General features: G+C 64.8%; 25 protein-coding genes and 1 pseudogene. 19 read left to right on the forward strand and 7 right to left on the reverse strand.

Annotated elements, in window-relative coordinates; all coding sequences use genetic code 11:
- The first annotated feature begins 6 nt into the window (after window positions 1–6).
- The 6 genes and pseudogenes from N7640_RS14470 (at window position 7) to N7640_RS14495 (ending at window position 5070) form a co-directional block, all read left to right on the forward strand.
- Entirely contained in the window at window positions 7–336 is a 330-nt protein-coding gene (locus N7640_RS14470; RefSeq protein WP_279903982.1) for a hypothetical protein, read from the forward strand.
- Window positions 333–1706 (forward strand): P-type conjugative transfer protein TrbL, encoded by a 1374-nt coding sequence (gene trbL / locus N7640_RS14475; protein WP_279903981.1) that lies wholly within the window; start codon window positions 333–335, stop codon window positions 1704–1706. The genes N7640_RS14470 and trbL overlap by 4 nt, the downstream gene beginning before the upstream one ends.
- A gap of 12 nt (window positions 1707–1718) precedes the next feature.
- A complete protein-coding gene (gene trbF, locus N7640_RS14480) occupies window positions 1719–2423 on the forward strand; it encodes a conjugal transfer protein TrbF (protein WP_279903980.1) in 705 nt (234 codons plus the stop codon).
- Between the two features lie 134 nt (window positions 2424–2557).
- Window positions 2558–3568 carry a P-type conjugative transfer protein TrbG gene (gene trbG / locus N7640_RS14485; RefSeq protein ID WP_279904024.1) on the forward strand — a complete coding sequence of 337 codons (1011 nt, stop codon included), beginning with the start codon at window positions 2558–2560 and terminating at the stop codon, window positions 3566–3568.
- 2 nt (window positions 3569–3570) lie between these two features.
- Window positions 3571–4854, forward strand: a complete 1284-nt coding sequence (locus N7640_RS14490; RefSeq protein WP_279903979.1) for a TrbI/VirB10 family protein — start codon at window positions 3571–3573, stop codon at window positions 4852–4854.
- Window positions 4851–5070: pseudogene (locus N7640_RS14495) on the forward strand (DUF2274 domain-containing protein). Before N7640_RS14490 ends, N7640_RS14495 begins: the two are co-directional and overlap by 4 nt.
- Before the next feature lie 172 nt (window positions 5071–5242).
- Here the strand turns inward: N7640_RS14495 and N7640_RS14500 are convergent.
- The 6 genes from N7640_RS14500 to N7640_RS14525 all read right to left on the reverse strand — a co-directional run bounded on the left by N7640_RS14500 (window position 5243) and on the right by N7640_RS14525 (window position 9702).
- Complete coding sequence (locus N7640_RS14500) at window positions 5243–5944, reverse strand: abortive infection family protein (protein ID WP_279903978.1); 702 nt, start codon at window positions 5942–5944, stop codon at window positions 5243–5245.
- A 222-nt stretch (window positions 5945–6166) separates the two neighbouring features.
- The gene (locus tag N7640_RS14505; protein ID WP_279903977.1) at window positions 6167–6886 is read right to left on the reverse strand and encodes a hypothetical protein; all 720 of its coding nucleotides are present in this window, start codon (window positions 6884–6886) and stop codon (window positions 6167–6169) included.
- A 7-nt stretch (window positions 6887–6893) separates the two neighbouring features.
- A complete protein-coding gene (locus tag N7640_RS14510) occupies window positions 6894–8177 on the reverse strand; it encodes a hypothetical protein (protein WP_279903976.1) in 1284 nt (427 codons plus the stop codon).
- Window positions 8178–8190: 13 nt separating this feature from the next.
- Window positions 8191–9009, reverse strand: coding sequence for a TIGR02391 family protein (locus N7640_RS14515; protein ID WP_279903975.1), 819 nt, complete (start codon window positions 9007–9009; stop codon window positions 8191–8193).
- Between the two features lie 23 nt (window positions 9010–9032).
- Window positions 9033–9335: a DNA-binding transcriptional regulator gene (locus N7640_RS14520; RefSeq protein ID WP_279903974.1), complete on the reverse strand. Its 303-nt coding sequence runs from the start codon at window positions 9333–9335 to the stop codon at window positions 9033–9035.
- Window positions 9319–9702 (reverse strand): type II toxin-antitoxin system RelE/ParE family toxin, encoded by a 384-nt coding sequence (locus N7640_RS14525; protein ID WP_279903973.1) that lies wholly within the window; start codon window positions 9700–9702, stop codon window positions 9319–9321. The genes N7640_RS14520 and N7640_RS14525 overlap by 17 nt, the downstream gene beginning before the upstream one ends.
- Before the next feature lie 990 nt (window positions 9703–10692).
- On the opposite strand from N7640_RS14525, the gene N7640_RS14530 reads away from it, so the two are divergent.
- The 4 genes from N7640_RS14530 to N7640_RS14545 all read left to right on the forward strand — a co-directional run bounded on the left by N7640_RS14530 (window position 10693) and on the right by N7640_RS14545 (window position 15464).
- A complete protein-coding gene (locus N7640_RS14530; protein ID WP_220814393.1) occupies window positions 10693–11193 on the forward strand; it encodes a CinA family protein in 501 nt (166 codons plus the stop codon).
- 87 nt (window positions 11194–11280) lie between these two features.
- Window positions 11281–12327, forward strand: a complete 1047-nt coding sequence (gene recA, locus N7640_RS14535) for a recombinase RecA (protein WP_220814394.1) — start codon at window positions 11281–11283, stop codon at window positions 12325–12327.
- Between the two features lie 54 nt (window positions 12328–12381).
- Complete coding sequence (gene recX, locus N7640_RS14540; RefSeq protein WP_279903972.1) at window positions 12382–12846, forward strand: recombination regulator RecX; 465 nt, start codon at window positions 12382–12384, stop codon at window positions 12844–12846.
- Between the two features lie 140 nt (window positions 12847–12986).
- Window positions 12987–15464 carry a TonB-dependent siderophore receptor gene (locus N7640_RS14545; protein ID WP_279903971.1) on the forward strand — a complete coding sequence of 826 codons (2478 nt, stop codon included), beginning with the start codon at window positions 12987–12989 and terminating at the stop codon, window positions 15462–15464.
- A 4-nt stretch (window positions 15465–15468) separates the two neighbouring features.
- Here the strand turns inward: N7640_RS14545 and N7640_RS14550 are convergent, their stop codons facing one another.
- Complete coding sequence (locus N7640_RS14550; protein ID WP_279903970.1) at window positions 15469–15888, reverse strand: hypothetical protein; 420 nt, start codon at window positions 15886–15888, stop codon at window positions 15469–15471.
- A gap of 237 nt (window positions 15889–16125) precedes the next feature.
- Here N7640_RS14550 and N7640_RS14555 point away from each other — a divergent pair, with 237 nt between their 5' ends.
- From N7640_RS14555 to N7640_RS14595, 9 genes are all read left to right on the forward strand, one after another.
- The gene (locus N7640_RS14555) at window positions 16126–16581 is read left to right on the forward strand and encodes a DUF4157 domain-containing protein (protein ID WP_279903969.1); all 456 of its coding nucleotides are present in this window, start codon (window positions 16126–16128) and stop codon (window positions 16579–16581) included.
- Window positions 16582–16653: 72 nt separating this feature from the next.
- Window positions 16654–17802 carry an acyl-CoA dehydrogenase family protein gene (locus tag N7640_RS14560; RefSeq protein ID WP_279903968.1) on the forward strand — a complete coding sequence of 383 codons (1149 nt, stop codon included), beginning with the start codon at window positions 16654–16656 and terminating at the stop codon, window positions 17800–17802.
- 279 nt (window positions 17803–18081) lie between these two features.
- Window positions 18082–20883, forward strand: a complete 2802-nt coding sequence (locus N7640_RS14565) for a monovalent cation/H+ antiporter subunit A (RefSeq protein ID WP_279903967.1) — start codon at window positions 18082–18084, stop codon at window positions 20881–20883.
- A complete protein-coding gene (locus N7640_RS14570; RefSeq protein WP_220814401.1) occupies window positions 20883–21230 on the forward strand; it encodes a Na+/H+ antiporter subunit C in 348 nt (115 codons plus the stop codon). The genes N7640_RS14565 and N7640_RS14570 overlap by 1 nt, the downstream gene beginning before the upstream one ends.
- A complete protein-coding gene (locus tag N7640_RS14575) occupies window positions 21227–22714 on the forward strand; it encodes a monovalent cation/H+ antiporter subunit D (protein ID WP_279903966.1) in 1488 nt (495 codons plus the stop codon). Before N7640_RS14570 ends, N7640_RS14575 begins: the two co-directional genes overlap by 4 nt.
- Window positions 22711–23208, forward strand: coding sequence for a Na+/H+ antiporter subunit E (locus N7640_RS14580; RefSeq protein WP_279903965.1), 498 nt, complete (start codon window positions 22711–22713; stop codon window positions 23206–23208). Before N7640_RS14575 ends, N7640_RS14580 begins: the two co-directional genes overlap by 4 nt.
- Window positions 23193–23462 (forward strand): K+/H+ antiporter subunit F, encoded by a 270-nt coding sequence (locus N7640_RS14585; RefSeq protein ID WP_220814404.1) that lies wholly within the window; start codon window positions 23193–23195, stop codon window positions 23460–23462. The genes N7640_RS14580 and N7640_RS14585 overlap by 16 nt, the downstream gene beginning before the upstream one ends.
- Window positions 23459–23791 carry a Na+/H+ antiporter subunit G gene (locus N7640_RS14590; RefSeq protein WP_220814405.1) on the forward strand — a complete coding sequence of 111 codons (333 nt, stop codon included), beginning with the start codon at window positions 23459–23461 and terminating at the stop codon, window positions 23789–23791. The genes N7640_RS14585 and N7640_RS14590 overlap by 4 nt, the downstream gene beginning before the upstream one ends.
- A 157-nt stretch (window positions 23792–23948) precedes the next feature.
- A complete protein-coding gene (locus tag N7640_RS14595; RefSeq protein WP_279903964.1) occupies window positions 23949–24854 on the forward strand; it encodes a DMT family transporter in 906 nt (301 codons plus the stop codon).
- The last annotated feature ends 4 nt before the right edge of the window (window positions 24855–24858 follow it).

The following is a 24858-nucleotide window of genomic DNA, read 5'->3' on the forward strand; positions in this document are numbered from 1 at the left end:
GCCGGCATGCGCAGTCTTCTCGTGCTCTCGATCGTCTTGTCGGCAGCCTGCGATCGGCCGTCCTGCAGGGATCTGGCCGAAACGCTGGCCACCCATCCCGCCCGGCTCGCGACTCTGCGTGCGAAGTGTGCGGCTGACTGGCAGGCGGTGGGCGAGGGGATCTGCAGGGCCGCCGCCGTGGCGTACCAGCGCCGCTTCTTCGCCGGCCACTCCGGCCCGGACGAGTATGTCGTCCTTGAGGAGTTACCGCCGATTCCACCGACCTTCGATGAGCCTGGCGACGAGGTGGCCGAAAGCGGTGCGCGGCGGGTTGTCGTCAAGGAGGACGCGCCATGAACGATGTCACGGTCATCGACCGCTTCCTCGATACCTTCTCGCGCTACATCGACTCGGGATTCGGGTTGCTGCAAGGGGAAGTCGCCTACCTGACCGCCACGCTTATAGCGATCGATATGACGATTGCCGGGCTCTACTGGTCGCTCGGTCACGCCACCGGCCAGGGCGAGGACGTGATGGCGAAGTTGATCCGCAAGGTGCTCTACGTCGGTGCCTTTGCCTACATCATCGGCAACTTCAACTGGCTGGCCGGCATCGTCTTCCGCTCCTTCGCCGGGCTGGGCCTGACGGCAACCGGCGCGCTCAGCATGGAGACTTTCCTGCAGCCGGGGCGGCTGGCGAAAACCGGCATCGACGCCGGCGCGCCGATCCTGGAGCAGATCGGCGAACTGACTGGCTTCCCCGAGGTGTTCGTCAACCTCGACCCCATCGTCATCCTGTTCCTGGCCTACCTGGTGGTCATCGTCTGCTTCTTCGTGCTGGCGGTGCAGCTGTTCATCACCCTGATCGAGTTCAAGCTCACCACGCTCGCGGGGTTCGTGCTGGTGCCGTTCGCGCTGTGGAACAAGACCGCGTTCCTGGCCGAGAAGGTGCTGGGCAACGTGGTGTCCTCCGGCGTCAAGGTGCTGGTATTGGCAGTGATCGTCGGTATCGGAACGGGGTTGTTCGCCGAGTTCCAGGTGCACCCCGACGAGCCCTCCATCGACCACGCACTGGTGGTCATGCTGGCTTCGCTGGCGTTGCTCGCCCTAGGCATCTTCGGCCCGGGGATCGCCGCCGGACTGATTTCCGGCGGCCCGCAGCTGGGGGCGGGGGCAATGGCGGGCGCCGCACTCGGCGCGGCGGGTACGGCCGTCGCCGTGGGCGCCGCTGCAACGGGTGTCGGTGCTGCGGTTGCGGCCGGGGCGCGTATGGCGCCGGCCGCCGCCAGGATTGCTGGCAGTGGCGTGCGTGCCGCCACCTCGACAGCTAGCAGTGCGCGTGCCGCATTCCAACTCGGATCTTCCGCTGCCGGTGGCGGCCTCAAGGGCGCCGCGGCCGGCTTGGGTAGCGTTGCCAAGGTCGGCACGCAGGCTGCGGGACAGAGGGTTGCCGCCGGTATGCGTTCACTCAAGTCACGCGCGGCTTCCGCCTTCCAAGCCGAAGGGGCCGGTGCCACTTCTGGCGCCGGCAGGGGCATTCAGGGCAATGCGACCCAGGGCGAGTCCGTCGACGCTACCCCCGCGGCAACGGCGCAGCCGGCCTGGGCCAGGCGCCTGCAGAGGCGTCAGCAGATCAGCCATGCCGCCACCACCGTTGCGCACACGTTGCGCAGTGGTGATGGCGGTGGATCGGGCAGTGGTCCGAGCCTGCGGGATTCGGACTCATAAGGAGGGTAAGCCATGCGCTTCAAACGACCGTGGGTGCGTTTCGCCGAGACGCCACAACCCGCGACCCCGTACCAGGCTGCCGCCCAGGCATGGGACGAGCGCATTGGCTCGGCCCGCGTGCAGGCGAAGAACTGGCGCCTGATGGCCTTCGGCTGCCTGGCGCTCGCGCTGCTGATGGCGGGCGGCCTGGTCTGGCGCTCGGCGCAGTCCATCGTCACGCCCTACGTGGTGGAGGTGGACCGGACCGGCCAAGTGCGCGCGGTTGGCGAGGCCGCCACCCCCTACCGACCGGCCGATGCCCAGGTCGCCTACCACTTGGCGCGCTTCGTCACGCTGGTGCGCTCGCTGTCGATCGATCCGATCGTAGTGCGGCAGAACTGGCTCGAGGCCTACGACTACACCACCGACCGTGGTGCGGCCGTGCTCAACGACTATGCGCGCACCAACGATCCGTTCGTTCGCGTGGGCAAGGAGTCGGTGACGGTGCAGGTCAGCAGCGTCGTGCGGGCCAGCGAAGCCTCCTTCAACGTGCGCTGGACGGAGCGGCGTTTCGTCAACGGCGCGCCTGCCGGCACCGAGCGCTGGAACGCAGTCATCTCCACGGTTCTGCAGACCCCGCGCACCGAACAGCGACTGCGCAAGAACCCCTTGGGTATCTACGTCAATGGGCTGTCGTGGAGCCGCGAGCTCGATGTCTCTGAAGGAGCCAAGCCATGAACGCACGACCCAGCAACCCCACTTCGCACCATCCGCGCCAGTCCGGTTCGCTGCCGCTTTCCTCTACGCAGCGCCAAGCTATGGAGAACGAGTATCGCCAGCGGGCTGCCGAGATGTGCCGGCTCATCTTTCCGATGTTTTCGCCTCGTCTCGAACTGGACTCGCGCACTCTTCAGAGAGTGAGCCTGCTTGCATTGGTTGCCGCGTTGTCGGGCTGTGCGACGCACGGCAAGCCGCCGCCGCGCATCCCGCTCGACGAGCCGGTGCGGGTGCAGTCGCTGCCTGAGCCGCCGAAGCCGGTGGAAGTGGTGGCGGTGCCGAAGGTGCTACCGATGCCAGGGCAGATGAAGCCATTGCCGGACGAGGCTGGTCCTGCTCCGGAGCCGGCCGACGAGAAGGTGAGGGTGTCGCGTGCGAACCAGGAGGCGAGGGTGGCGCCCACCCGTGAGGGTTACGTCAATGCGATCCAGGTCTGGCCCTACAGCGACGGCGCGCTGTACCAGGTCTATGCCGCCCCAGGGCGGGTGACGGTGATCACGTTGCAGGCCGGGGAGGAACTGGTGACGGTGGCTGCTGGCGACACGGTGCGCTGGATCGTCGGCGACACCTCCAGCGGCGCCGGCGATGCGCTGCGTGTCAACGTGTTGGTCAAGCCGATCCGCTCGAACCTCAAGACGAACCTGGTGATCACGACCAGTCGGCGCACCTACCTGGTCGAACTGACCTCGACCGAGAAAGCCTGGATGGCCTCGGTGTCCTGGGATTACCCGAAGGACCGGATGCTGGCCCTGCAGCGCCAGGCGCAGACCGCGCAGGCGAGTGCGCCAATCGATACCGGCCTCTCGCTGGAGAAGATCCGCTTTCGCTATGCGATCAGCGGCAGCAAGCCGCCGTGGCAGCCGTTGCTTGCCTTCGATGATGGCGAGAAGGTCTACATCCAATTTCCCTCCGGTATCGCCCAGGGCGAGCTGCCACCGCTGTTCGTGATCGGCGCTCAGGGCGATGGGCAACTGGTCAACTACCGCTTCCGCTCGCCGTACTACATCGTGGACCGGCTGTTCGGCGCGGCCGAGTTGCGCCTGGGCGGTGACAAGGGCGACATGGTGCGCATCGAACGTACGGATGGCGTGGCGCGGGGGAACTGAGCATGAGCCAGGACGATACTCCCGACTTGGCTGCGCCGCCCGCCGGCAAGGTTCCGCCCGAGTCGGTCGTGCTGCGTGCCCAGCCGCGCCCGGTCACGCGGTTGAACCGGCGTACCCTGGCCGTGCTTGCCGGTGGGCTCTCCGCCGCGGTGCTGGGAGCTACCATCTGGTCCCTGCAACCACCGAAGCCACGAGGTGGCAGCGATCCGGCCGAGCTGTACAACGTCGACCGGGTTTCGCGTTCCGAAGGGCTCGACCGACTGCCCTCGGACTACTCCAAGCTGCCGCCGCCGGCGCAGCCACCCGGACTGGGGCCGCCGCTGCCGGGCGACCTTGGCCCGGCCATCGTGCAGTCGCAACGACCTGCGGCACCCAGCTACACCACACCTGGGCACGATCCCGCCGAGGCTGAGCGGCTGGCGCGGTTGAAGGAGGCGGAGGAAGCAGCAGCCTCGTCGGTGTTCTTCCGCACAGGCGGCCAACACCCAGCCATGGCTGCGCCTGCACATCCTGCCGCGAATGCAGCAACACTGGCGGGCCTCGATCCGCTGGCCGCCGGCCCCACCTCGACGGCGGCGCAACCCCTCGATCCGACAGCCGTGCAGAACCGGCAGGAGCAGAAAGAGGCGTTCCTGCAAGCCGGCTCTACAGAAACCCGCAATTCCGGGAGCCTGCAGCTACCGGCGTCGCCGTACCAGGTCATGGCCGGCACGGTGATCGCCGGCGCGTTGGTCACGGGCATCAAGTCGGATCTTCCGGGTGACGTGATTGGTACGGTGACGGAACCAGTCTACGACACGGCGACCGGCAAGCACCTGCTGATCCCGCAGGGCTCACGCATCCTCGGCCGCTACAACAGCCAGGTCAGCTACGGGCAGAGCCGCGTGCAGGTGGTGTGGAATCGCATCATCCTGCCGGACACATCCTCGCTGACGCTGGACAACCTCGTGGGCACCGATCCGGCCGGCTATGCAGGTCTGGAGGACGGCGTGGATTGGCACTGGGATCGCGTTTTCGCCGGTGCTGCGTTGACGACGTTGCTGGGCATCGGCGCCGAGCTGGCCGCGCCCGAGAACCGCCAGGATGGCGATAGGATCATCATCGCCGGCCGTGACGGCTTGCAGGACAGCGTGAACCAGGTCGGACAGGAGATGACTCGGCGCAACATGAACATTCAGCCCACATTGACTGAGCGGCCGGGCCTTCCAGTGTGGATCATCGTCAATCGGGATCTGGTGTTGCGACCCTACCAACCGCTGTTCTTCAATCGGGGGACTTCGCAATGAGTACAACACGCAAGCTACGACTGGGGCCGTTGCCCAAGACCGCGAGCATCAAGCTGACTTTCGCGTGCCCGGCCAGCCTGAAGGCTGACCTTGACCGTTACGCAGTGCTACATGCGCAGATCTATGGCGAGACGGTTGATGCTGTAACGCTGGATCCCGTATATGCTGGAGGCATTTATGGTTGGGGATCGAAGTTTCAAGAAAGCTTTGAACTAAACACTATCCCTAACCTAACCAGAAGGTGATCAGCTGTTATCCGTAAAGCCTAAATCCACCTGCCGCCTTATCTATGAAGCGAGAGGAAACTCAGGTTCTGATTGACCGTGGGTTCCACTGCATAGCACCTTGATTTCGTGCTGGAGCGTTTAGCCATATGTCCCTGAGTGCATCAGCTTTCTCCTGACTCAAACTCTTCCAGTAGATATAAAGCTGCTGATCCGGCTAGGTTCACACAGAAGCCTGCCTCGCTCTTTGTCGGAGGGGTGTTCAATGTCGTGCCATGTGCATCTCCGTGTTTATTTCTCATGTCACCTATGCCCCAAATTATTGAGTTTAGACCTTCAATGGTTCTCTCAATAGGCTTTCCATTGACCTCTACTCCAAGGAGGTCAATCGCTCTGTTAAATAGTTCCTTGTTATTTTCAATGGGTTTTCCGCCACGCTGTTCAATAATCCATTTTAGCGTGGTTTCAAGTAGACTTCTTGCGGCCGTGATGGCTCCGCTTGGGTCTGTTATGCGACGGTGAAGCGCTTTTTCCCATTTTTCCCGAATGCTATAACTTGAAATTCGGTCAAACAGTTCAGCTAAATCTCCGTCGACTGGCGTTGGTTTCCCAGAAAAATTTTGTAGGACGCGCTCACCCTCGTAGGTAAGACCACCACTTACGAGTATTGCAGCATAGTATCCGTTGCCAGACATGGACTCCTTTCTGGTGATCACCTTTTCTATATAGCCTTGGTTGTAAGCATAAACTGCTATTTTTGCAATGCTCTGAAATTTCTCTAGGTCATCAAGTGATGAACTGTCTGGGCTAAATGATTTTTTTCCTGCTTGAATCTTGCGAAGTGTCTCGTGTAACAATATATCCATGCTCGCTTTCTCCGCTCCTAAGCATATCCAATGTCATAAATTTCAACCGGATTTTTGATTTTATGTAGCGTATCATATCATTAGTGATTAAGGCGGTGGAGCTTCGGGGTAGTGAACTCATTGGTTGCAATCCGGCCTCGGTCAGGTTGACGTGCATCCAATTGTACGGCTGGTCGATGGGGCTACCAAGGAGCAAGTAACTGGACAGTCACGATATAAAAATCAAGCGGAGCGAGCATTGATGCCTAGTTTGACCAGTGCATGGATGACTGGAGTGTCACTGAACTCGCACATATGCGAGTCATCATGCACGAAGATTGTATCGAATACAGAGAAAGCGCCGATGTCCACCAAGAGTGGCATTAAGTATAGTGCTGATTTAGTGTAGTTGATGGCTGGTAGCGGCCAGTTGTCGTAAACGATCAGCCAGTTGGTCGGGTGGTGGACAAAACCTTCCGCCGCCGCCTTCGACATCTTTTCCTTGACGTGGTGCACCATCGCCGCAGCCCATTCGCGCTCCGGCGAGTCGCCACACCAGCCTGAGCCAGGCTCATCGGCGTCGATCTCACAGCGGAGTTCAGCAGCAGTCTTCCTGGCTTCTCCAGGTGATGCATGGGGGGTGAAATAGACATCTGGTCCCAAGCCTTCCCTTCCACGAAGGGCGTCAGCGCGGGCGATGTTCTCCGGCACAGCTTCGGTATGTTCGATCCCCACTTCGACACCAGGCATTGCCAAAAGGAAATCCGGCTTATCGGAATGGGTCAGGGTCAGTGGGAACGAGAGCTGTTCAATCGGCAGCGTTGCGAGCAGATGTGCGATGCAATAGCGCTCCGCATGGTAGTTCCGGCGCCCCTCCGAGCGTGTGGGGACACCAATATCCAGTCCGGCAAGCCTAGTCCTTAGTTCCGCGGGAGTGTCTACTCGCAGGATGATTTCCGGCATGAGATGGTCACGCCTCTTGGCTGGCTATCACATTATTGCGATGTAGGTCCGAAACCACCGCGATCAACCTATTGATTGGTTCAGCCAGTCGCTTCGGCAATACGCGGTGCTGGGTATGGGTTTTCAGATCGGAGATCCAGCGATGTGCAACCCACACGTCTTCTTCGGGGTAGTCGTTGTCCAGGCCGTTGCAATACTTGTATCCAACGAGCGCATCAGTGCGTGAAAGAAGGATGCGTGCCATCGTCATGTGAAAGCGATGGGCCTGGAGATCCGCCGGCCCTTTGGGACGTGGAAGGGTCAGTCGTAGGCATCGCTGGTCGTTGAATCTACTCCAGTCGGGGCCGACGACCTGTCCTGCTCGTTCCAGTATCTTGCGTGATTGTTCGTTCTTGCCATTGATCAGGGCAACGGCCACCGCACCCCTTGGGTATTCCAGTTTTTCGGCTAGCAAGTTCATCCAGCGTACCAGCTTGTTCAGGGTCTCATTGTCGGCGAATACAAGGAACTGGTGGCGCTGCTCATCGTCGAGGAATGCCGGTAACTGCGCGTAGAGTGGGTACAGCAGATCATGGAGATAGATATAGGTCTGCCGGCGCCCTTGCTCGTGGTTCCGTGTGGTCGCGGTCAAGACCCTCTGTGCCCACTCCTGCGTAAGCTCGTCCAGAGTCATTTCGGTGATGTCGATGGAGATTAGTGGAAACCCAAGCGACTTCCCGATCAATGCCTTGCGTCCGTCGAAGGCGTGGCCAAGTTCGATTTCAACGCCGCCTAGCACCATTGGTTCGGCCTGTACCGGCGGTCCGAGCACAGCAACGTCGAGCCGAAATTTGCTGCCGAATGGCGTCTCTAAGAGATGCTCGGTCGTCACCAAGTCGGCGCCGAGCAACAAGTTGCCTTCCAGCGGATAGTCCGACGCATCTGCGTCCTTGAAGGCCCACGGCATCGCAAGCCCAGCATTCAAGCGTCGGAAGAGTTCGGCCGCGACAAGCTCTTTCGCTCGCCGGTGTTCGGGGCTTTCCTGCACGGTGTGCCACCGGCTGGCTTCTTCATTGTCGAAGTGTACTTTGGGATTAAAGGTGTGCTGAGCAGGAAGAGCCCGGAAATGGGACCGCCGCCGTAACTTTCCGTTTTCAAAGGAAGGACTGACCCATGTCACCATCTGCCGTGATGCGCCGGGAGATACTAGGGGCCACAGCTTGCGCGCATGCTCCCTGCTGCGAATGTCGCGCGCGATGATCGTGGTCTGGAAAATCCCTTTCCGAGAGAAGACAACGATCGCCTCGTCCATTCTGGTCTTTTCCTTATGACGATACGGCAGCTACTTTTGTGGTGCGATCCAGCTTACGGTGAATCAACGATACTAGCGTCAGGATGTCCAGTGCATCCTGTTCGGAAATGGGCCAAGTCGTCTTAGGTGCATGGGCCAGCGGATTGCGCACTGCGCCGAACAGGCCAATCAGCAGGTTGGCAAAGCCCTTTTGCTCGCTCTTTTCGGACTCGGAGGTGAGTGGTCCCAAGGCGAGAACAGGCTGCTGGCCCGCGAATGCCTTGTTCACTAGGTCGGCACCGTCTCCGGTAAGCCCCGACAGCCCCCGAACCCGCTCGGCGACACCCTTGGTCGCCTCGAAGACCGCGTGGAAGTAGTTCTCGTCCATCAGCTCGGCGCGGCAGTAGTTCAAAACTTCCGTATGTACAGCGCGGCTTTCCAGCGCCGCCTTGAGCCGCCCGGCACGCGCACGGGCCTCGTCCAGTGTGGCCGCCTTGTCAGCATGGACAACCTTGCCATCCTCACGCACGGAAAAGCCCGAGAACGCGAGCACGACATTAAGCTCATCGCGCCGCGAAGCGAACGTCCCAGGATCGTTGGCGTAACTGACCGGACTCATCGCGCGGTTAATGAACATGATGAGGTGGTTGCCGGCCTGATGCTGGTTCTGCGCGCCCGCCAAAGCATTGAACAGCCTCTTCCATTTGGTCATGCCGGGCGATGTATCGGCCACCTTGATCTCTTGGAGCAGTCGCTCGATCTGAGTACCGCTCAGACCTTGCGCGGTATCGGCAAGAACACGGCAGGCGGCTTCAAGGTGTTGTGAGCTAAAAGGGGGAATTCGTGCTGCCACTACCGAGTCTCCGTTGATACGGCTCAGATGATGGCCTGCAAGCCCTTGTCGGCGATGACATTGAGCAGCTTGAGGGCCGGCCCGGTGGGGTGGGTGTCGCCTTGCTCCCACTTGCGTACGGTTGAGGCCGACGTGTGTAAATGAAGAGCGAACACCGGCTGGCTGAACTTTAAGGATTCGCGCAGGCGTTTGATGTCTGCAGCGCTGAACTCCCGTACTGGCGGCGGGCAGATAGCGTCGAACTCGCGCATTGTCACCTTGTCGATCGCTCCTACTTCGTGGAGCTTAGCTAGGTCGTCACGCAGGGACTCAATGATCTTGCTCACAATGCACCTCCAATAACACGCCTGCATGTAGCGCCTTCGACAAGGCCTCGGCGGATAGCTCAAGAAGCAATTTGCCTGCGAATTGCAACGCCTTCTTCTCGTCCTGAGTGATGTTTGCCTTGTCGCTCTTGGGGAACCCATGCAGGAACACGTAGCGACTGCCGATTCGAGCCGATAGCAGGGTGCGGTAACCACCGCTTTTACCCCCGCCGGGACGAGCAACCCGCTTCTTGTAAAGGAAACCACCCAAGTCCGCGTCAATCAGGCCGCTTTCCATCTCCTGAGCCGCTTTGCACAAGGCATTGTCGGGCAGCTTTTCGCTTGCTTGCCAACGTGCAAAGTCCTTCAGCTTCAGAATACGGGGCATCTGAATCTCCAGACTATACCCGTTGCGGGTATAGTTTCTAGGTGCTTGCGTGTAGTGCGGTCAGGGAAGACCGACGTGACAGTGTCATGGGACGCAGCCCTGAACAACCTGCTCCAGCGTGCTTGATCGTAGCTGTCGATCCTGCTGTGGCGTGCTTCAGAAGGGGTTGGCGAAGGTCATCCAAATACGCCAACACACGCCTAGATATGGCCTGATTTGATTGGGTGTTTTATGGGGCAATTCTGGGGCAAATTGTCCGCCAAAACATGCCATTTCAGGCCCATTTCGCGCTCGGTCGCAGTCGGGCGTATGTTTGGTAAGTATTTGAAAGTAAAAGACTTAAATCTGGATTTCTGAGAGCATCTTAGAGGTTTTCTATCACAATCGGAGTGTGTGCGGAGAGATCAGAGTTTTCCTTGGCCATCAGTCGCTTACAGAAATCCGTGAAAGTGGTGGGGCAGGCATTGGCGGCGCTGGTCGGCCTGGAGGATGCCCGCATGGCGATGGCGAAGATTATCACGCCCCACTGGGCGCCAGCAGATGAGCGGTTGCGTTCCGTGCTTCAGACCGCAGCTGTCATTTATGGCGTAGGAGGGCGGCATTCTCGGCCGCCATATAAGGCGTTTCGCTTGTCTGGGACGGGGTTTCGATACGGTGGCACAGCCCGACAGATGGTCCTGGGCTTTGTGAACCATTTATCAATCCGGCGTCCAACAGGGGGTGGTTAAGGACGATCCTAAAGTGACGTGATTGGGGTCGGCCTATCGAGCGGTGGGTCGGCCACTTTTTATGGACGACTGCAGCTGGCTTCGCGAGTCTCAGCCGTGGTGGATGCTCCCCTTCTTCCTCTGAATACCTTCCCAATCCTGTTTCATCGCACGCTGCACCGTCGTGGCGTTGCGAACGACATCCGAATAATCCGTGATCCGACTGAAATCGTCGCAGCCCGTGGTGTAGGGTTGGCGCTCCCGTCCGTTTACCGGAGAGCCCATGGACCCCATCACCCGCCAGGCCGAGATGCTGGGGGCGCAGCTTCTGCGCCTGAAGGCCCAGGTCAGCACCGCCGAGTCCTGCACCGGCGGCGGCATCGCCGAGGCCATTACCCGCATCGCCGGTAGCTCCGCCTGGTTCGAGGCCGGCTATGTCACCTATTCCAATGCGCAGAAGTCCGCCCAGCTAGGCGTGCCCGAAGAACTGTTTCCACGGGTAGGCGCCGTCAGTCGCGAGGTGGTCGAGGCGATGGCCCGGGGGGCGCAAAGCCGCAGCGGGGCGCGTTTTGCCGTAGCGGTGAGCGGTATCGCGGGGCCGGGGGGCGGTTCGGTGGAAAAGCCGGTCGGCACCGTCTGGCTGGCCTGGGCCGACGGCGAGCGGCGCTTCGCCGAGCGTTGCCTGTTCAGCGGTGATCGCGAGTCGGTGCGCCGGCAGACGGTGCAACGGGCGCTGGACGGACTGCTCCGACTGACGGCTGGAGAAAATCCCCTGCAGGGGTAGGCGACTGACTTGCCTTGTGGAATACTACTGTCTACTTATACAGTTGTTGGCGAGCGACAGGCTCCCTTTGATCACGTGAGGATGGAAATGGACGAGAACAAGAAGCGCGCGTTGGCGGCTGCCCTGGGCCAGATCGAGAAGCAGTTCGGCAAGGGTGCCGTGATGCGCATGGGCGACCACGAGCGTCAGGCCATCCCGGCCATTTCCACCGGCTCTCTCGGCCTCGACATCGCGCTCGGCATCGGCGGCCTGCCGAAGGGCCGTATCGTCGAGATCTACGGCCCGGAATCCTCCGGCAAGACCACCCTGACCCTGTCGGTGATCGCCGAGGCTCAGAAGGCTGGTGCCACCTGCGCCTTCGTCGATGCCGAACACGCACTGGACCCGGACTACGCCGGCAAGCTGGGTGTCAACGTCGACGACCTGCTGGTGTCACAGCCGGACACCGGTGAGCAGGCCCTGGAAATCACCGACATGCTGGTGCGCTCCAACGCGGTGGACGTGATCATCGTCGACTCCGTGGCGGCCCTGGTGCCCAAGGCCGAGATCGAAGGCGAGATGGGCGATGCCCACGTCGGCCTGCAGGCCCGCCTGATGAGCCAGGCACTGCGCAAGATCACCGGCAACATCAAGAACGCCAACTGCCTGGTCATCTTCATCAACCAGATCCGCATGAAGATCGGCGTGATGTTCGGTAACCCGGAAACCACCACCGGCGGCAACGCACTCAAGTTCTACGCCTCCGTGCGCCTCGACATCCGCCGCACCGGCGCGGTGAAGGAAGGCGACGAGGTGGTCGGCAGCGAGACCCGCGTCAAGGTGGTGAAGAACAAGGTGGCCCCGCCGTTTCGCCAGGCCGAATTCCAGATCATGTACGGCAAGGGCATCTACCGTACCGGCGAGATCATCGACCTGGGCGTGCAGCTTGGCCTGGTGGAGAAGTCCGGCGCCTGGTACAGCTACCAGAGCAACAAGATCGGTCAGGGCAAGGCGAATGCCGCCAAGTACCTGGAAGACAATCCGGAAATCGGCGGCGCCATCGAGAAGATCATCCGCGACAAGCTGCTGGTGTCCAGTTCCGCCGGCCGCACGGTCGAGGAAAACGAGGACGACCTCGTCGAAGCCGGCTCCTGATCATGAACGAGGACGACCTCGTCGAAGCCGGCTCCTGATCATGAGCGCTGAAACGTGACCGGCATGCTCGATACCCCGGTTGCTGTGCGCCGCGCCGCGATGGACCTGCTGGCCCGGCGCGAGCATGGCCGGGTCGAGCTGAGCCGCAAGCTGCGTCAGCGCGGCGCCTCGCAGGAACTGATCGACGGCGCCCTCGACCAACTGGCGGCAGAGGGGCTGCTGTCGGAGACTCGCTATCTGGAGAGCTTCATCGCGAGCCGCGGCCGCGCCGGATATGGTCCCGCGCGGATACGCGAAGAGCTGGCCCAGCGTGGCCTGCCCAGGCCCGATATCGAACAGGCGCTCGGCGAGGCGGGCATCGACTGGGGCGAGCAATTGCGAGAGTTGTGGTTGCGCAGGTTCTCCGGTCAGTTGCCGGCGGACATGCGCGAGAAAGCCAGGCAGGCGCGTTTCCTGGCCTATCGAGGTTTTTCCCAGGAACAGATCGGCCGCCTGTTGCGCGGTGCCAGCCTGGACTGATTTCCCCTTGAGCCCGGAGCGCTCCCCTCTCCGGGCTCTGTTTTTTTCACCAGTGCGGTTCCCTTTTTTCCGTCTCGCCTGGCTCCAGATGCAGAAGGGCGATTTCGCCCACCCGCTCACGCAGACCCAGGGGAATTTCCATGCGCACCACCCATACTCAACGCCCGGCCTCCCAGGCCCTGCGCCGCGCCATTCGTGCCGCCGCGCTGGCCATGCCGCTGGCCGCCCTGCAGCCGGTCCTGGCCGGCCTGGCTCACGCCGCCGACGCAGAGCACAGCCTGCGCAGCTACGACATTCCGGCTGGCCCGCTGTCCGGCGCCCTCAGCCGCTTCGCCGGTGAGGCGCGCATCCTGCTGGCGGTGGACGGCCAGCTGACCGCCGGCAAGCGCACCGCTGGCCTGCAGGGCCAGTATTCGGTGGACGAGGGCCTGGCCCAGCTGCTGCGCGGCAGCGACCTGCAGGTGGTGCGCGACGCCAGCGGTGGCTACTCGCTGAGCCCGCTGGCCGAGGGCGCCAGCATGGCCTTGCCGGCGACCCTGATCGACGGCTTCGCCCTGGGCAACGCCCTGGGCAGCATGGACGGCTACAACGCTACCCACAGCAGCGTGGCGACCAAGACCAGCAAGGAGCTGGTGAAGACCACCCAGGCCGTGTCCGTGGTGACTCGCGAGCAGGTCGAGCGACAGGGCTCGCGCACCGTCGCCGAGGCCACCCGCTACACCGCCGGCGTGCTCACCAACCCCTACGGCAACACCCACCGCTACGACTACCTGGCCATGCGCGGGATCAACGACGGCTCGGTGGACAACATCGTCATCGACGGCCTGAAGTCCATGGGCGACCCGGGCTCATTCACCAGCCTGCAGATCGACCCCTACTTCATCGAGCGTATCGACGTGCTCAAGGGGCCGTCCTCGGTGCTCTACGGACGCAGCAACCCGGGCGGCCTGGCGGCGCTGACCACCAAGCGCCCGGACTTCGAGCAGGCGGCCCGCATCGACCTGTCCTACGGCAGCCACGACTACAAGCAGACCGCCTTCGACGTGACCGGCCCGATCAGCGACCGGGTCGCCTACCGGGTGGTCGGCCTGGCCAAGGACTCCGACGTACAGGTCGACCACGTCGAGGAGACCCGCTACGCGCTGATGCCCAGCCTGGCGCTGAACCTCGACGACGACACCCTGCTCAACCTCTACGCCTACCTGCAGCACGAGCCGAACGGCGGCTACCACGGCAGCGTGCCGGCCTCCGGCACCCTGCACAAACGCGACGGCGAGCGCATCTCCGGCAGCTTCTTCGAGGGCGACCCGGCCATCGAGGAATTCACCCGCACCCAGCAGATGCTGGGCTACGAGCTGGAGCACCGCTTCAACGATACCTGGAGCGCGCGGCAGAACTTCCGTTACCTGGACGCCAGCACAGAGAACAGCCAGGTCTGGGCCAACGGCTACCTGGGTGGCGACAGCAACGAGCTGTACCGCGGCTACAGCGGCGGCGAGGAGCAGCTGCACGCCTGGATCGTCGACAACATGCTGCAGGCCGACTTCGCCACCGGCGCGGCGCAACACACGGTGGTCGCCGGCCTCGACTACCAGTACTCGAAGAACAAGGTGCGCTACGACCGCGACTACAGCAGCGTCGGCCCGATCGACGTGTTCGACCCGGTCTACCGTCGCAACGACCTGGCCGGCCTGGCCACCGTCAGCGACGCCCTGCGCCGCCAGAAGCAGGCCGGCCTGTACCTCCAGGACCTGGTCGAGCTGGGCGGCTGGAACCTCAGCGTCGGTCTGCGCCAGGACTGGTACGACGTGTCCATCGACGACGGCCGGCAGAACACCAAGGACGCCAACACCGGCGAGAAGCTCAGCGGCCACGCCGGCGTGCTCTACGCCTTCGACAACGGCCTGTCGCCGTACCTGAGCTACTCCACCTCGTTCAACCCGACCTCGAACTACTCCGACGGCGCGCAGATCCTCAAGCCGACCACCGGCGAGCAGTGGGAAGCCGGCCTGAAGTTCCAGCCGCCGGGCACCGACGACCTGTATACCCTGTCGTTCTTCACCATCGAGATGGAGAACCTGTTCGCCAAGGAGAACAGCTTCACCGACAGCTACGAGTACAAGGGCGTCGGCGGCATCGATTCACGCGGCGTGGAGCTGGAGGCGCGGGTGCAGGTCACCGACAACCTGCAGCTGATGGGCAGCTACACCTACAACGACGTGGAGTACAGCAAGTCCTACTTCGTCTTCGACGCCCTCGGCGGCGTGGTCGACGCCAAGGGCCACACGCCGTACCAGACCCCCGAGCAGATGGCCAGCCTGTGGGCCGACTACGCCTTCAGGGAAGGCCCGCTGGCCGGCCTGACCCTCGGCGCCGGCGCGCGCTACGTGGGCGAGAGCTACGGCAGCGACCTGAACGACTTCGAGGTGCCGTCCTACACCCTGTTCGACGCGGCGATCGGCTACGACCTGAGCCACGTCGGCCTGGCGGGCACCTCGGTGCGGGTCAACGCCAACAACCTCACCGACGAGTACTACGTGGCGTCCTGCTACTCGGAAGCCGCATGCTACCTGGGCGAAGAGCGCACCGTGGTGGCCACCGTCACCCAGAAGTTCTGAGGCGTCACTCCAGGCCGGTGAAGGCCGGCGCATTGTCACGGTAGTAGTGCAGGGCGTCGACGAAGCGTTCCGCCTGGTGGCGGTCGGCCACGCGAAATTCGCGGAGCAGGTCGCCGCCGGGGCCGTTCAGGCGTACCCGGTAGCCGCGCAGGGCATGGTCCAGGGAGATGGTGTCGAGCGAGTTGAAGTAGATGCGCTCGCGGATGTCCTGTGGCGTGCCGACCGCCTCGCGCTCGTCGCGGAAGCCCAGGAAGCGGCTGTCCAGGTAGGCAGAGTCGGGGCTGCGGGCGGCGGGCTGCTGCAGTGCCACCTCGGTGATGACCGCGTAGGCCTCGCGTTCGGAAATGGGCTGTGGCCGATAGTCCTCGCGGGTCACGCAGCCAGCCACGAGGCAGGTGACGAGGGCGATCCAGATGGCGCGCATGGCGTGTTCTCCCTGGCAGCGTGATCGGATGCGCCGGTCCCCCGAACCGGCCTGGCGTCGGCGGCCATCCGCTGCCAAGATGGCGCCCCGACTTCCCCCGAAAACCTTCCTGGACCCTCCGTGATCCCTGCGCCTTTCCGGCTTGCCGCTCTGTGTCTCGTCCTCGGCGTTTCGCCCGGCGCGTTCGCTGCCTGCCCCGCGGGGCAGGTCGAAATCTGCTTCAACGGCTGCCTGTGCGTGCCCGAGTTCGAGCGGGTGAAGGAGGACGTGGTCAACCTGGCCGCGCTTTCCCTCGAGCGCTGGATCCTGCAGTCCCGCACCACGGCCCTGTCCAGGGGCACCCGGCCGGTTCCGCCGCCCATCCGCGAGCAGCTGCTGTCCTATTACGACCGCGAGCTGCTCGACGCGGTTCGGTTCCGCGTCGGTGGCCACGAGGAGCTGGACGTCGCCACGGCCATGCTGCAGAACCCGGACGTGCAGGCGGTCACCCTGGTGGACGTGGTGGTGTTTCGCAACGAGGAGGACGCCGAGCTGGACGTCGCCCTCTGGGCCCACGAACTGCACCACGTCCGCCAGTACCGGCAGTGGGGCAGCGCCGGCTTCGCCCAGCGCTACACCCGCGACTTCGAGGCGGTGGAAGGTCCGGCCTACGACGTGCAGCTGCAGGTGGCGCGGGACATCCGGCGACGCTGACGTACGGTTTGGCTTGAAAACCAAGCAAGCGCTCGGTTAAGTTGACGGGAAAACAAAACGGGAGCCACCCGCATGTCCGCCTTTCAGGAATACTTCGACGATTCCCATCAACTGATCCGCGACTCGGTACGCCGCTTCGTCGAGCGCGAAATCCTGCCCCACGTGGCGGACTGGGAGGAAGCAGAGGAATTCCCCCGCGCGCTCTACCGCAAGGCCGGCGAGGCCGGCATCCTCGGCATCGGCTACCCGGAACGCTTCGGCGGCAGCCACGAGGGTGACCTGTTCGCCAAGGTGGTGGCCAGCGAGGAACTGATGCGCTCCGGCTCCGGCGGCCTGGTCGCCAGCCTCGGCTCGCTGGACATCGGCCTGCCGCCGGTACTCAAGTGGGCGCACCCCGAGGTGCGTGACCGGGTGGTGCCTCAGGTACTGGCCGGGGAGAAGATCGCCGCGCTGGCGGTGACCGAGCCCTCCGGCGGCTCCGACGTGGCCAACCTCAAGACCCGCGCCGTGCGCGACGGCGACTGCTACCGCGTCACCGGCAGCAAGACCTTCATCACCAGCGGCGTGTGCGCCGACTACTACACCGTGGCCGTGCGCACCGGCGGCGAGGGCTTCGGCGGGGTCAGCCTGCTGCTGGTGGAGAAGGGCACCCCCGGCTTCACCGTCGGCCGCTCGCTGAAGAAGATGGGCTGGTGGGCCTCGGACACCGCCGAGCTGTTCTTCGACGACTGCCGAGTGCCGGCGGAGAATCTGATCGGCGCCGAGAACATGGGCTTTGCCTGCATCATGGCCAACTTCCAGAGCGAGCGCCTGAGCCTGGCGCTGATGGCCAACATGACCTCCCAGCTGGCGCTGGAGGAGGCCATGGCCTGGGCCCGCGAGCGCGAGGCGTTCGGCAAGCCGATCGGCAAGTTCCAGGTGCTCCGCCACCGCCTGGCCGAGATGGCGACCCAGCTGGAGGTGTCCCGCGAGTTCACCTACCGCCAGGCCGCCAAGATGGCCGCCGGCAAGAGCGTGATCAAGGAAATCTCCATGGCCAAGAACTTCGCCACCGACGTGGCCGACCGCATCACCTACGACGCGGTGCAGATCCTCGGCGGCATGGGCTACATGCGCGAGAGCCTGGTGGAGCGCCTGTACCGCGACAACCGCATCCTCTCCATCGGCGGCGGCTCGCGGGAGATCATGAACGAGATCATCGGCAAGCAGATGGGCCTGTAGCGCCTCCGTCCCCGCGAGCGCGGCGTCGCCGGTTTGAACCTGGCCGCCGTCTCGACCCTCCTATGCGATACGCCATCTCGCGCCTGGCCGGATGACGCCTGAGCTATGCTCGGCTGAAGCCGGTCGTTATATGCAGAATGTAATAATTTATCCATGGCTAGTGCCTGATAGTTATGGATAATCGCAGCGAACCCTTCGCTGACAGAGGCAGAGCCGCGCGAGGAGACAGATCAATTCGCCCCATCCGGCCATGGACGGGGCATGGGACAGGGGAGATTCATGGAGCTGTTGCTCATCGTCGGCTTGCCGTTTCTCGGCGTCTTCCTTCCCATTCTCTTCGAGCGCCATGGGCGCCTGGCCAGCAGCCTGGCGACCTCGGTCGCGCCGTTGCTGGGCCTGGGCATCCTGTTGTGGCTGGCGCCGCGGGTATTCGCCGGCGAGCCGCTGGTGGTGTCCCAGCCCTGGCTGACCCAGCTGGGCTTCAACCTGTCGCTGCGCCTCGACGGCCTGTCCTTCCTGTTCGCCCTGCTGATCCTCGGCATCGGCCTGCTGGTGATCCTCTACGCCCGCTACTACCTGTCCGAACGTGAGCGGATCGGCCGCTTCTTCGCCTACCTGCTGCTGTTCATGGGCGCCATGCTCGGCGTAGTTCTGTCGGAAAACCTGCTGCTGATGCTGACCTTCTGGGAGTTGACTAGCCTGTCGTCGTTCCTGCTGATCGGCTTCTGGAACAAGCGTAGCGACGCCCGCCGCGGCGCGCGCATGGCGCTGGCGGTCACCGGCGGCGGCGGCCTGGCGCTGCTGGCCGGCATCCTGCTGCTCGGCCACATCGTCGGCAGCTTCGAGCTGAGCGTGGTGCTGGCTTCGGCCGAGCTGATCCAGGGCCACGCGCTGTACCCGCTGACCCTGGCGCTGGTGCTGGTCGGCGCTTTCACCAAGTCGGCGCAGTTCCCGTTCCACTTCTGGCTGCCCCACGCCATGTCGGCGCCCACCCCGGTGTCCGCCTACCTGCACTCGGCGACCATGGTCAAGGCCGGGGTGTTCCTGCTGGCGCGCCTGTACCCGGCGCTGGCCGGCTCCGACCTGTGGTTCCAGCTGGTGGCCAGCGCCGGCCTGGTGACCCTGCTGCTGGGCGCGTTCATGGCGCTGTTCCAGCATGACCTCAAGGGCGTGCTGGCCTACTCGACCATCAGCCACCTCGGCCTGATCGTCCTGCTGCTGGGCCTCAACTCGCCGCTGTCCAACGTCGCGGCGGTGTTCCACATCATCAACCACGCCACCTTCAAGGCCTCGCTGTTCATGGCCGCCGGCATCATCGACCACGAGACCGGCAGCCGCGACATGCGGCGCATCAACGGTATGTGGAAGTACATGCCGCACACCGCCGTGCTGGCCATGGTGGCGTCCTCGGCGATGGCCGGGGTGCCGCTGCTCAACGGCTTCCTGAGCAAGGAGATGTTCTTTGGCGAGACCCTGCAGCAGGCGCTGCTGGGCAGCTTCTTCAACTGGCTGATCCCGGTGGCGGCCACCGTGGCCGCGGTGTTCTCGGTGGCCTATTCGCTGCGCTTCATCCACGACGTGTTCTTCAACGGCGAGCCGGTCAACCTGCCCAAGTTCCCGCCCCACGAGCCGCCGCGCTACATGAAGGTGCCGGTGGAGATCCTGGTGTTCCTCTGCCTGCTGGTGGGCATGCTGCCGGCCTACACGGTGGCGCCGCTGCTGGCGGTGGCGGCGCAGGCCAGCCTGGGCGGCCCGCTGCCGGAATACAGCCTGGCAGTCTGGCACGGCTTCAACTTCCCGCTGATGATGAGCTGCGTGGCGCTGGTTGGCGGCGTGCTCATCTACATCGGCCGCAAGCCGCTGTTCCGCTGGTACGAGGGCCTGCCGGAGCTGGACGCCAAGGACCTGTTCGAGCGCGCGGTGCTGCGCCTGGTCGGCGCGTCGGCGTGGATCACCGGGCGCCTGGAGAACGGCTCGCTGCAGCGCTACCTGGCCCTGCTGCTGCTCAGCGCCCTGGTGCTCACCGTCGTCACTCTGGCGCCGATGCCGCAACTGGTGGGCGAGCGGGCGCTGACGCCGCTCGACGGCATCACCACGCTGGGCATGCTGCTGCTGGCGGGCAGCGGCCTGCTCGCCGCCGCCTACCATCACCAGCGCCTGGTGGCGCTGCTGATCCTCGGCGTCGCCGGCCTGCTGGTGTCGCTGGCCTTCGCCCGTTTCTCCGCGCCGGACCTGGCCCTGACCCAGCTGGTGGTGGAGGTGGTGACCATCATCCTGCTGATGCTGGCGCTCTACTACCTGCCCTCCGTCACCCCCCGCGAAAGCTCCAGCCTGCGGGTGCTGCGCGACGTGGCCCTGGCCGGCGCCGGCGGTACCGTGGTGGGCATGCTGGCCTACGGCGTGCTGACCCGTGGCTACGAGACCAGCATCGGCGAGTTCTTCCTGGCCAACAGCGTCAGCGGAGGCGGCGGCACCAACGTGGTCAACGTGATCCTGGTGGACTTCCGCGGCTTCGATACCCTGGGCGAGATCACCGTGCTGGCCATCGCCGCGGTGGGCATCTTCGCCATGCTCGACGGCCTGCGCCTGACCAACCCGACCTGCGATCCCCAGGGACGCCGCTGGGCCTGGGCGAAGAACCCGCTGATCCTGATGACCCTGTCGCGCCTGCTGTTCCCTCTGGCGCTGCTGATCTCGGCCTTCATCTTCCTGCGCGGGCACAACCTGCCGGGTGGCGGCTTCATCGCTGGCCTGGTCACCGCCGTGGCCCTGGCCCTGCAGTACATCGCCAACGGCGTCGCCTGGATGGAGGAGCGGCTGCCGCTCGACTACCAGCGCATGGCCGGCGCCGGCGTGCTGATCGCCGGGCTCACCGGCCTCGGCAGCCTGGCCTTCGGTCAGCCGTTCCTGACCTCGGCCTTCGGCCACTTCGAGCTGCCCCTGGTGGGCGAGTTCGAACTGGCCACGGCCATGCTGTTCGACCTCGGCGTGTACCTGACCGTGATCGGCGCCACCCAGCTGGTGCTGGTCAACATCGGCAAGCTCGCCCTGTCCCCGCCCGCGAGCAAGGAGATTCACTGATGGAAGCACTGTTCGCCGCGACCCTCGGCCTGCTCACCGCCAGCGGCCTGTACCTGCTGCTGCGCGCCCGCACCTTCGCGGTGGTGCTCGGCCTGACCCTGCTGTCCTACGCGGTCAACCTGTTCCTCTTCGCCATGGGCCGGCTGGCCGGCGACGCGGCGGTGCTGGGGCAGGGTGGCGCGCACGCCGACCCGCTGCCCCAGGCACTGGTGCTGACCGCCATCGTCATCGGCTTCGCCATGACCGCCTTCGTCGTGGTGCTCGCCCTGCGCGGCGTCGCCAACCTGGGCAGCGACCATGTCGATGGCCAGCCCGGCGGGCGCCTGGACGAGGAGCGGCCGCGTTGAACCACCTGATCATCCTGCCGATCCTGATCCCGCTGCTGGTCGGCGCGCTGCTGCTGGTGCTGCCGTCCCACGAGCGGCTCAAGCGCACGCTGTCGGTGCTCGCCGTGCTGGCCCTGGTGCCGCTGGCGCTGCTCCTGCTGCAACAGGCCGACGAGGGGCCGCTGCGGGTCTACGCCCTGGGCGGCTGGCGCCCGCCGTTCGGCATCGTGCTCATGCTCGACCGGTTCAACGCCCTGCTGCTGCTGGCCGCCGCCGTGCTCGGCAGCGCCGTGGCGATCTACGCGGTGCGCGGCGACGACCGCCTCGGCCCGCGCTTCCACGCGCTGCTGCAGTTCCAGATGCTGGGCATCAACGGCTCGTTCCTCACCGGCGACCTGTTCAACCTGTTCGTGTTCTTCGAGATCCTGCTGATCGCCTCCTACGCGCTGCTGCTGCACGGCGGCGGCGCGGAGCGGGTGAGGGCGGGGCTGCACTACGTGATCCTCAACCTGACCGGCTCGGCGCTGTTCCTCATCGCCCTGGGGCTGATCTATGGCGTCAGCGGCACCCTGAACATGGCCGACCTGTCGGCGCGGGCGGCCGCCGCCAGTGGCGACCGGGTGCCGCTGCTGGCCGCCGCCGGGCTGCTCCTGCTGCTGGTGTTCGCCCTCAAGGCGGCGCTGCTGCCGCTGCACTTTTGGCTGCCGCGGGCCTACGCCGCGGCCAGCGCGCCGGCGGCGGCGCTGTTCGCGATCATGACCAAGGTGGGCATCTACGCCATCCTGCGGGTATGCACGCTGATCTTCGGCGACGACGCCGGCGAACTGGCCAACCTGGCCCAGGCCTGGCTCTGGCCGTTGGCGCTGGCCACGGTGGCGCTCGGCGCGCTCGGCGCCCTGGCCGCGGACAGCCTGCAGAAGCTGCTGGCCTACCTGGTGCTGATCTCCGCTGGCACCCTGCTGGCGGCGGTGGCCATCGGTACGCCCGAGGCCCATGCGGCGGCGCTCTATTACCTGCTGCACAGCACCTGGGTGGCCGGCGGGTTGTTCCTGCTCGCCGACCTCATCGCCCGCCAGCGTGGCAGCCGTGGCGCGACCCTGGTGCCGGGGGCCGCGCTGGAGCACCCGGGGCTGCTCGGCGCGCTGTTCTTCTTCGGCGCGGTGGCCGTGGTCGGCCTGCCGCCGCTGTCCGGTTTCCTCGGCAAGCTCCTGCTGCTGCGCGCGGCGCCGTCGGTGGCGCTGTGGAGCGTGCTGCTGCTGGGCGGCTTCGCCGCGCTGCTGGCCCTGAGCCGCGCCGGCAGCACCCTGTTCTGGCGCGTCGGCACCAGCAGCCTGGACAGCGCCGAGCTGGACCGCGGCCGGCTATTCGCCACCGTGCTGCTGCTGGCCGGCTGCCTGCTGCTGGTGGTGCTGGCCGAGCCGCTGCTCGCCTACACCGAGGCCGCCGCCGCGCAACTGCATGACCCGGCGGCGTACCGGGCGATCCTCCAGGAGGGCCGACCATGAACCGCCTGTTGCCGCACCCGGCCCAGAGCCTGCTCCTGCTGCTGATCTGGCTGATCCTGATGAGCTCCTTCGCCCCCGGCCACTGGCTGCTCGGCGGCCTGCTGGCGGTGGTCATCCCGCTGGCCTGCAACCGCCTGCTGATCGAGCACCCTCACGGCTGGAAGCCGCTCAAGCTGCTGCGCTTCCTGGGCCTGGTGATCTTCGACATCCTGATCGCCAACTTCCAGGTGGCGCGCCTGACCCTCGGCCGCATCGACAAGCTGCGCCCGGCCTTCGTCGAAGTGCCGATCGACCTGGATAACGAACTGGCCGTCAGCGTGCTGGTCAGCGTGGTGTCGCTGACCCCCGGCTCGCTGGCCGCGGACCTCAGCGTCGACCGCCGTACCCTGCTGGTGCATGGCCTCGACGTGCCGGACGCGCAGGCCATGATCGACGAGATCAAGCAGCGCTACGAGGCGCCGCTCAAGGAGATCTTCCCATGCTCGGATACGTGATCCCGATCAGCCTGGTCATGCTCGCGGCGGCCCTGCTGCTGGCCGTGGCGCGCCTGGTCAAGGGCCCGTGCCTGCCCGACCGGGTGCTGGCGCTGGACACCCTGTACATCAATGCCATCGCCATGGTGGTGCTGTATGGCATCTGGAAGAACACCCAACTGTTCTTCGAGATCGCCCTGCTGATCGCCGTGCTGGGCTTCGTCAGCACCGTGGCCGTGGCCAAGTACATGCTGCGTGGAGACATCATCGAATGAACCTGTGGCTGGAACTCCTCGTCTGCGCGCTGCTCCTGCTCGGCAGCGGCTTCGTCTTGATCGGCGCCATCGGCCTTTACCGCCTGCCGGACTTCTTCACACGTCTGCACGGCCCGACCAAGGCCACCACCCTGGGTGTTGGCGGCATGGTCGTGGCCTCGCTGGTGTTCTTCAGCGCGGGTGAGCGCGGGCTCAGCCTGCACGAGCTGCTGATCAGCCTGTTCCTGTTCATCAGCGCCCCGGTCAGCGCCTACATGCTGGCCAAGGCCGCGGTGCTGCAGCAGCTGCCGCTGGAGCCGAAGACCCGCGGCAAGCCCTGGGAGCAGTAGCGCTTTTATCTGTGTGTGGGAGCGGCCTCGGCCGCGATGGCGGTTGGCAAGCCAATCGAAATGCCGCCCAACCGCTCCCGCACAGTTTTCGCCGCCCGCTGTGCCTGTCGGCACCCGTGCCCGGCGCCTACACTCAGGCTTTTGAGTGGAGGTGGCGATGGCCCGGCAGGGACGTGCGTTCGCGATGGCCTGCCTGGTGCTGGCGATGGCCCTGTGGGGCAGCTCGTTCATCGCGCTCAAGTTCGCCTTCGCCGAGCTGCCGCCGATGTGGGTGATCTTCGGCCGCATGTTCCTCGGCAGCCTGGTGTTCCTGTTGGCCTGGCGCTGGCGTGGCCGCCTCGACTACCGCCGTGGCGACTGGCGCTATCTGCTCGCCCTGGCCGCCTGCGAGCCCTGCCTGTACTTCATCTTCGAGGCGCTGGCGCTGCAGAACACCAGCGCCACCCAGGCCGGCATGATCACCGCGCTGCTGCCGCTGATGGTGGCGATGGGCGCCTTCGTCTTCCTGCGCGAGCGGGTGGCCCGCAGCACCTGGGCCGGCTTCCTGCTGGCGGTGTGCGGGGCGATCTGGCTGAGTCTGACCGGTGAGGCGGACGCCAGCGCGCCGGCGCCGCTGCTCGGCAACTTCTACGAATTCGTCGCGATACTCTGCGCCACCTGCTACACGCTGCTGCTGAAGTTCCTCTGCGAGCGCTACTCGCCCTTCGTCCTCACCGCCATGCAGGCGTTCATCGGCTCGCTGTTCTTCCTGCCGCTGGCGCTGGTCACCGAACCGCTGCCGAGCCAGTTCGGCGTGCTCGGCATCGGCTCGGTGATCTACCTGGGCCTGGTGGTCACGGTGGGCGCCTACGGCCTGTACAACTTCGGCGTCAGCCGGCTGCCGGCCAGCCAGGCGTCCGGTTTCACCAACCTGCTGCCGGTGTTCACCCTGATCTTCGCCGCGCTGCTGCTGGGCGAGAGCCTGGCGCCGGCGCAGTACGCCGCCGCCGCGCTGGTGTTCGCCGGCGTGGCATTGAGCCAGTGGCGCAGCACGGCCCCGGCGCCGGCCGGCATACTCGACTGAGGTG

Source organism: Pseudomonas sp. GD04015, from assembly GCF_029837675.1.
GTDB lineage: Bacteria > Pseudomonadota > Gammaproteobacteria > Pseudomonadales > Pseudomonadaceae > Aquipseudomonas > Aquipseudomonas paralcaligenes.

Excerpts from the sequence above, each read along its gene's own strand:
- N7640_RS14470 (WP_279903982.1), top strand. The coding sequence starts at position 7 with ATGCGCAGTCTTCTCGTGCTCTCGATCGTCTTGTCGGCAGCCTGCGAT.
- trbL (WP_279903981.1), top strand. The coding sequence starts at position 333 with ATGAACGATGTCACGGTCATCGACCGCTTCCTCGATACCTTCTCGCGC.
- trbF (WP_279903980.1), top strand. The coding sequence starts at position 1,719 with ATGCGCTTCAAACGACCGTGGGTGCGTTTCGCCGAGACGCCACAACCC.
- trbG (WP_279904024.1), top strand. The coding sequence starts at position 2,558 with ATGTTTTCGCCTCGTCTCGAACTGGACTCGCGCACTCTTCAGAGAGTG.
- N7640_RS14490 (WP_279903979.1), top strand. The coding sequence starts at position 3,571 with ATGAGCCAGGACGATACTCCCGACTTGGCTGCGCCGCCCGCCGGCAAG.
- N7640_RS14500 (WP_279903978.1), bottom strand. The coding sequence starts at position 5,944 with ATGGATATATTGTTACACGAGACACTTCGCAAGATTCAAGCAGGAAAA.
- N7640_RS14505 (WP_279903977.1), bottom strand. The coding sequence starts at position 6,886 with ATGCCGGAAATCATCCTGCGAGTAGACACTCCCGCGGAACTAAGGACT.
- N7640_RS14510 (WP_279903976.1), bottom strand. The coding sequence starts at position 8,177 with ATGGACGAGGCGATCGTTGTCTTCTCTCGGAAAGGGATTTTCCAGACC.
- N7640_RS14525 (WP_279903973.1), bottom strand. The coding sequence starts at position 9,702 with ATGCCCCGTATTCTGAAGCTGAAGGACTTTGCACGTTGGCAAGCAAGC.
- N7640_RS14530 (WP_220814393.1), top strand. The coding sequence starts at position 10,693 with ATGGACCCCATCACCCGCCAGGCCGAGATGCTGGGGGCGCAGCTTCTG.
- recA (WP_220814394.1), top strand. The coding sequence starts at position 11,281 with ATGGACGAGAACAAGAAGCGCGCGTTGGCGGCTGCCCTGGGCCAGATC.
- N7640_RS14545 (WP_279903971.1), top strand. The coding sequence starts at position 12,987 with ATGCGCACCACCCATACTCAACGCCCGGCCTCCCAGGCCCTGCGCCGC.
- N7640_RS14550 (WP_279903970.1), bottom strand. The coding sequence starts at position 15,888 with ATGCGCGCCATCTGGATCGCCCTCGTCACCTGCCTCGTGGCTGGCTGC.
- N7640_RS14560 (WP_279903968.1), top strand. The coding sequence starts at position 16,654 with ATGTCCGCCTTTCAGGAATACTTCGACGATTCCCATCAACTGATCCGC.
- N7640_RS14565 (WP_279903967.1), top strand. The coding sequence starts at position 18,082 with ATGGAGCTGTTGCTCATCGTCGGCTTGCCGTTTCTCGGCGTCTTCCTT.
- N7640_RS14570 (WP_220814401.1), top strand. The coding sequence starts at position 20,883 with ATGGAAGCACTGTTCGCCGCGACCCTCGGCCTGCTCACCGCCAGCGGC.
- N7640_RS14580 (WP_279903965.1), top strand. The coding sequence starts at position 22,711 with ATGAACCGCCTGTTGCCGCACCCGGCCCAGAGCCTGCTCCTGCTGCTG.
- N7640_RS14585 (WP_220814404.1), top strand. The coding sequence starts at position 23,193 with ATGCTCGGATACGTGATCCCGATCAGCCTGGTCATGCTCGCGGCGGCC.
- N7640_RS14590 (WP_220814405.1), top strand. The coding sequence starts at position 23,459 with ATGAACCTGTGGCTGGAACTCCTCGTCTGCGCGCTGCTCCTGCTCGGC.
- N7640_RS14595 (WP_279903964.1), top strand. The coding sequence starts at position 23,949 with ATGGCCCGGCAGGGACGTGCGTTCGCGATGGCCTGCCTGGTGCTGGCG.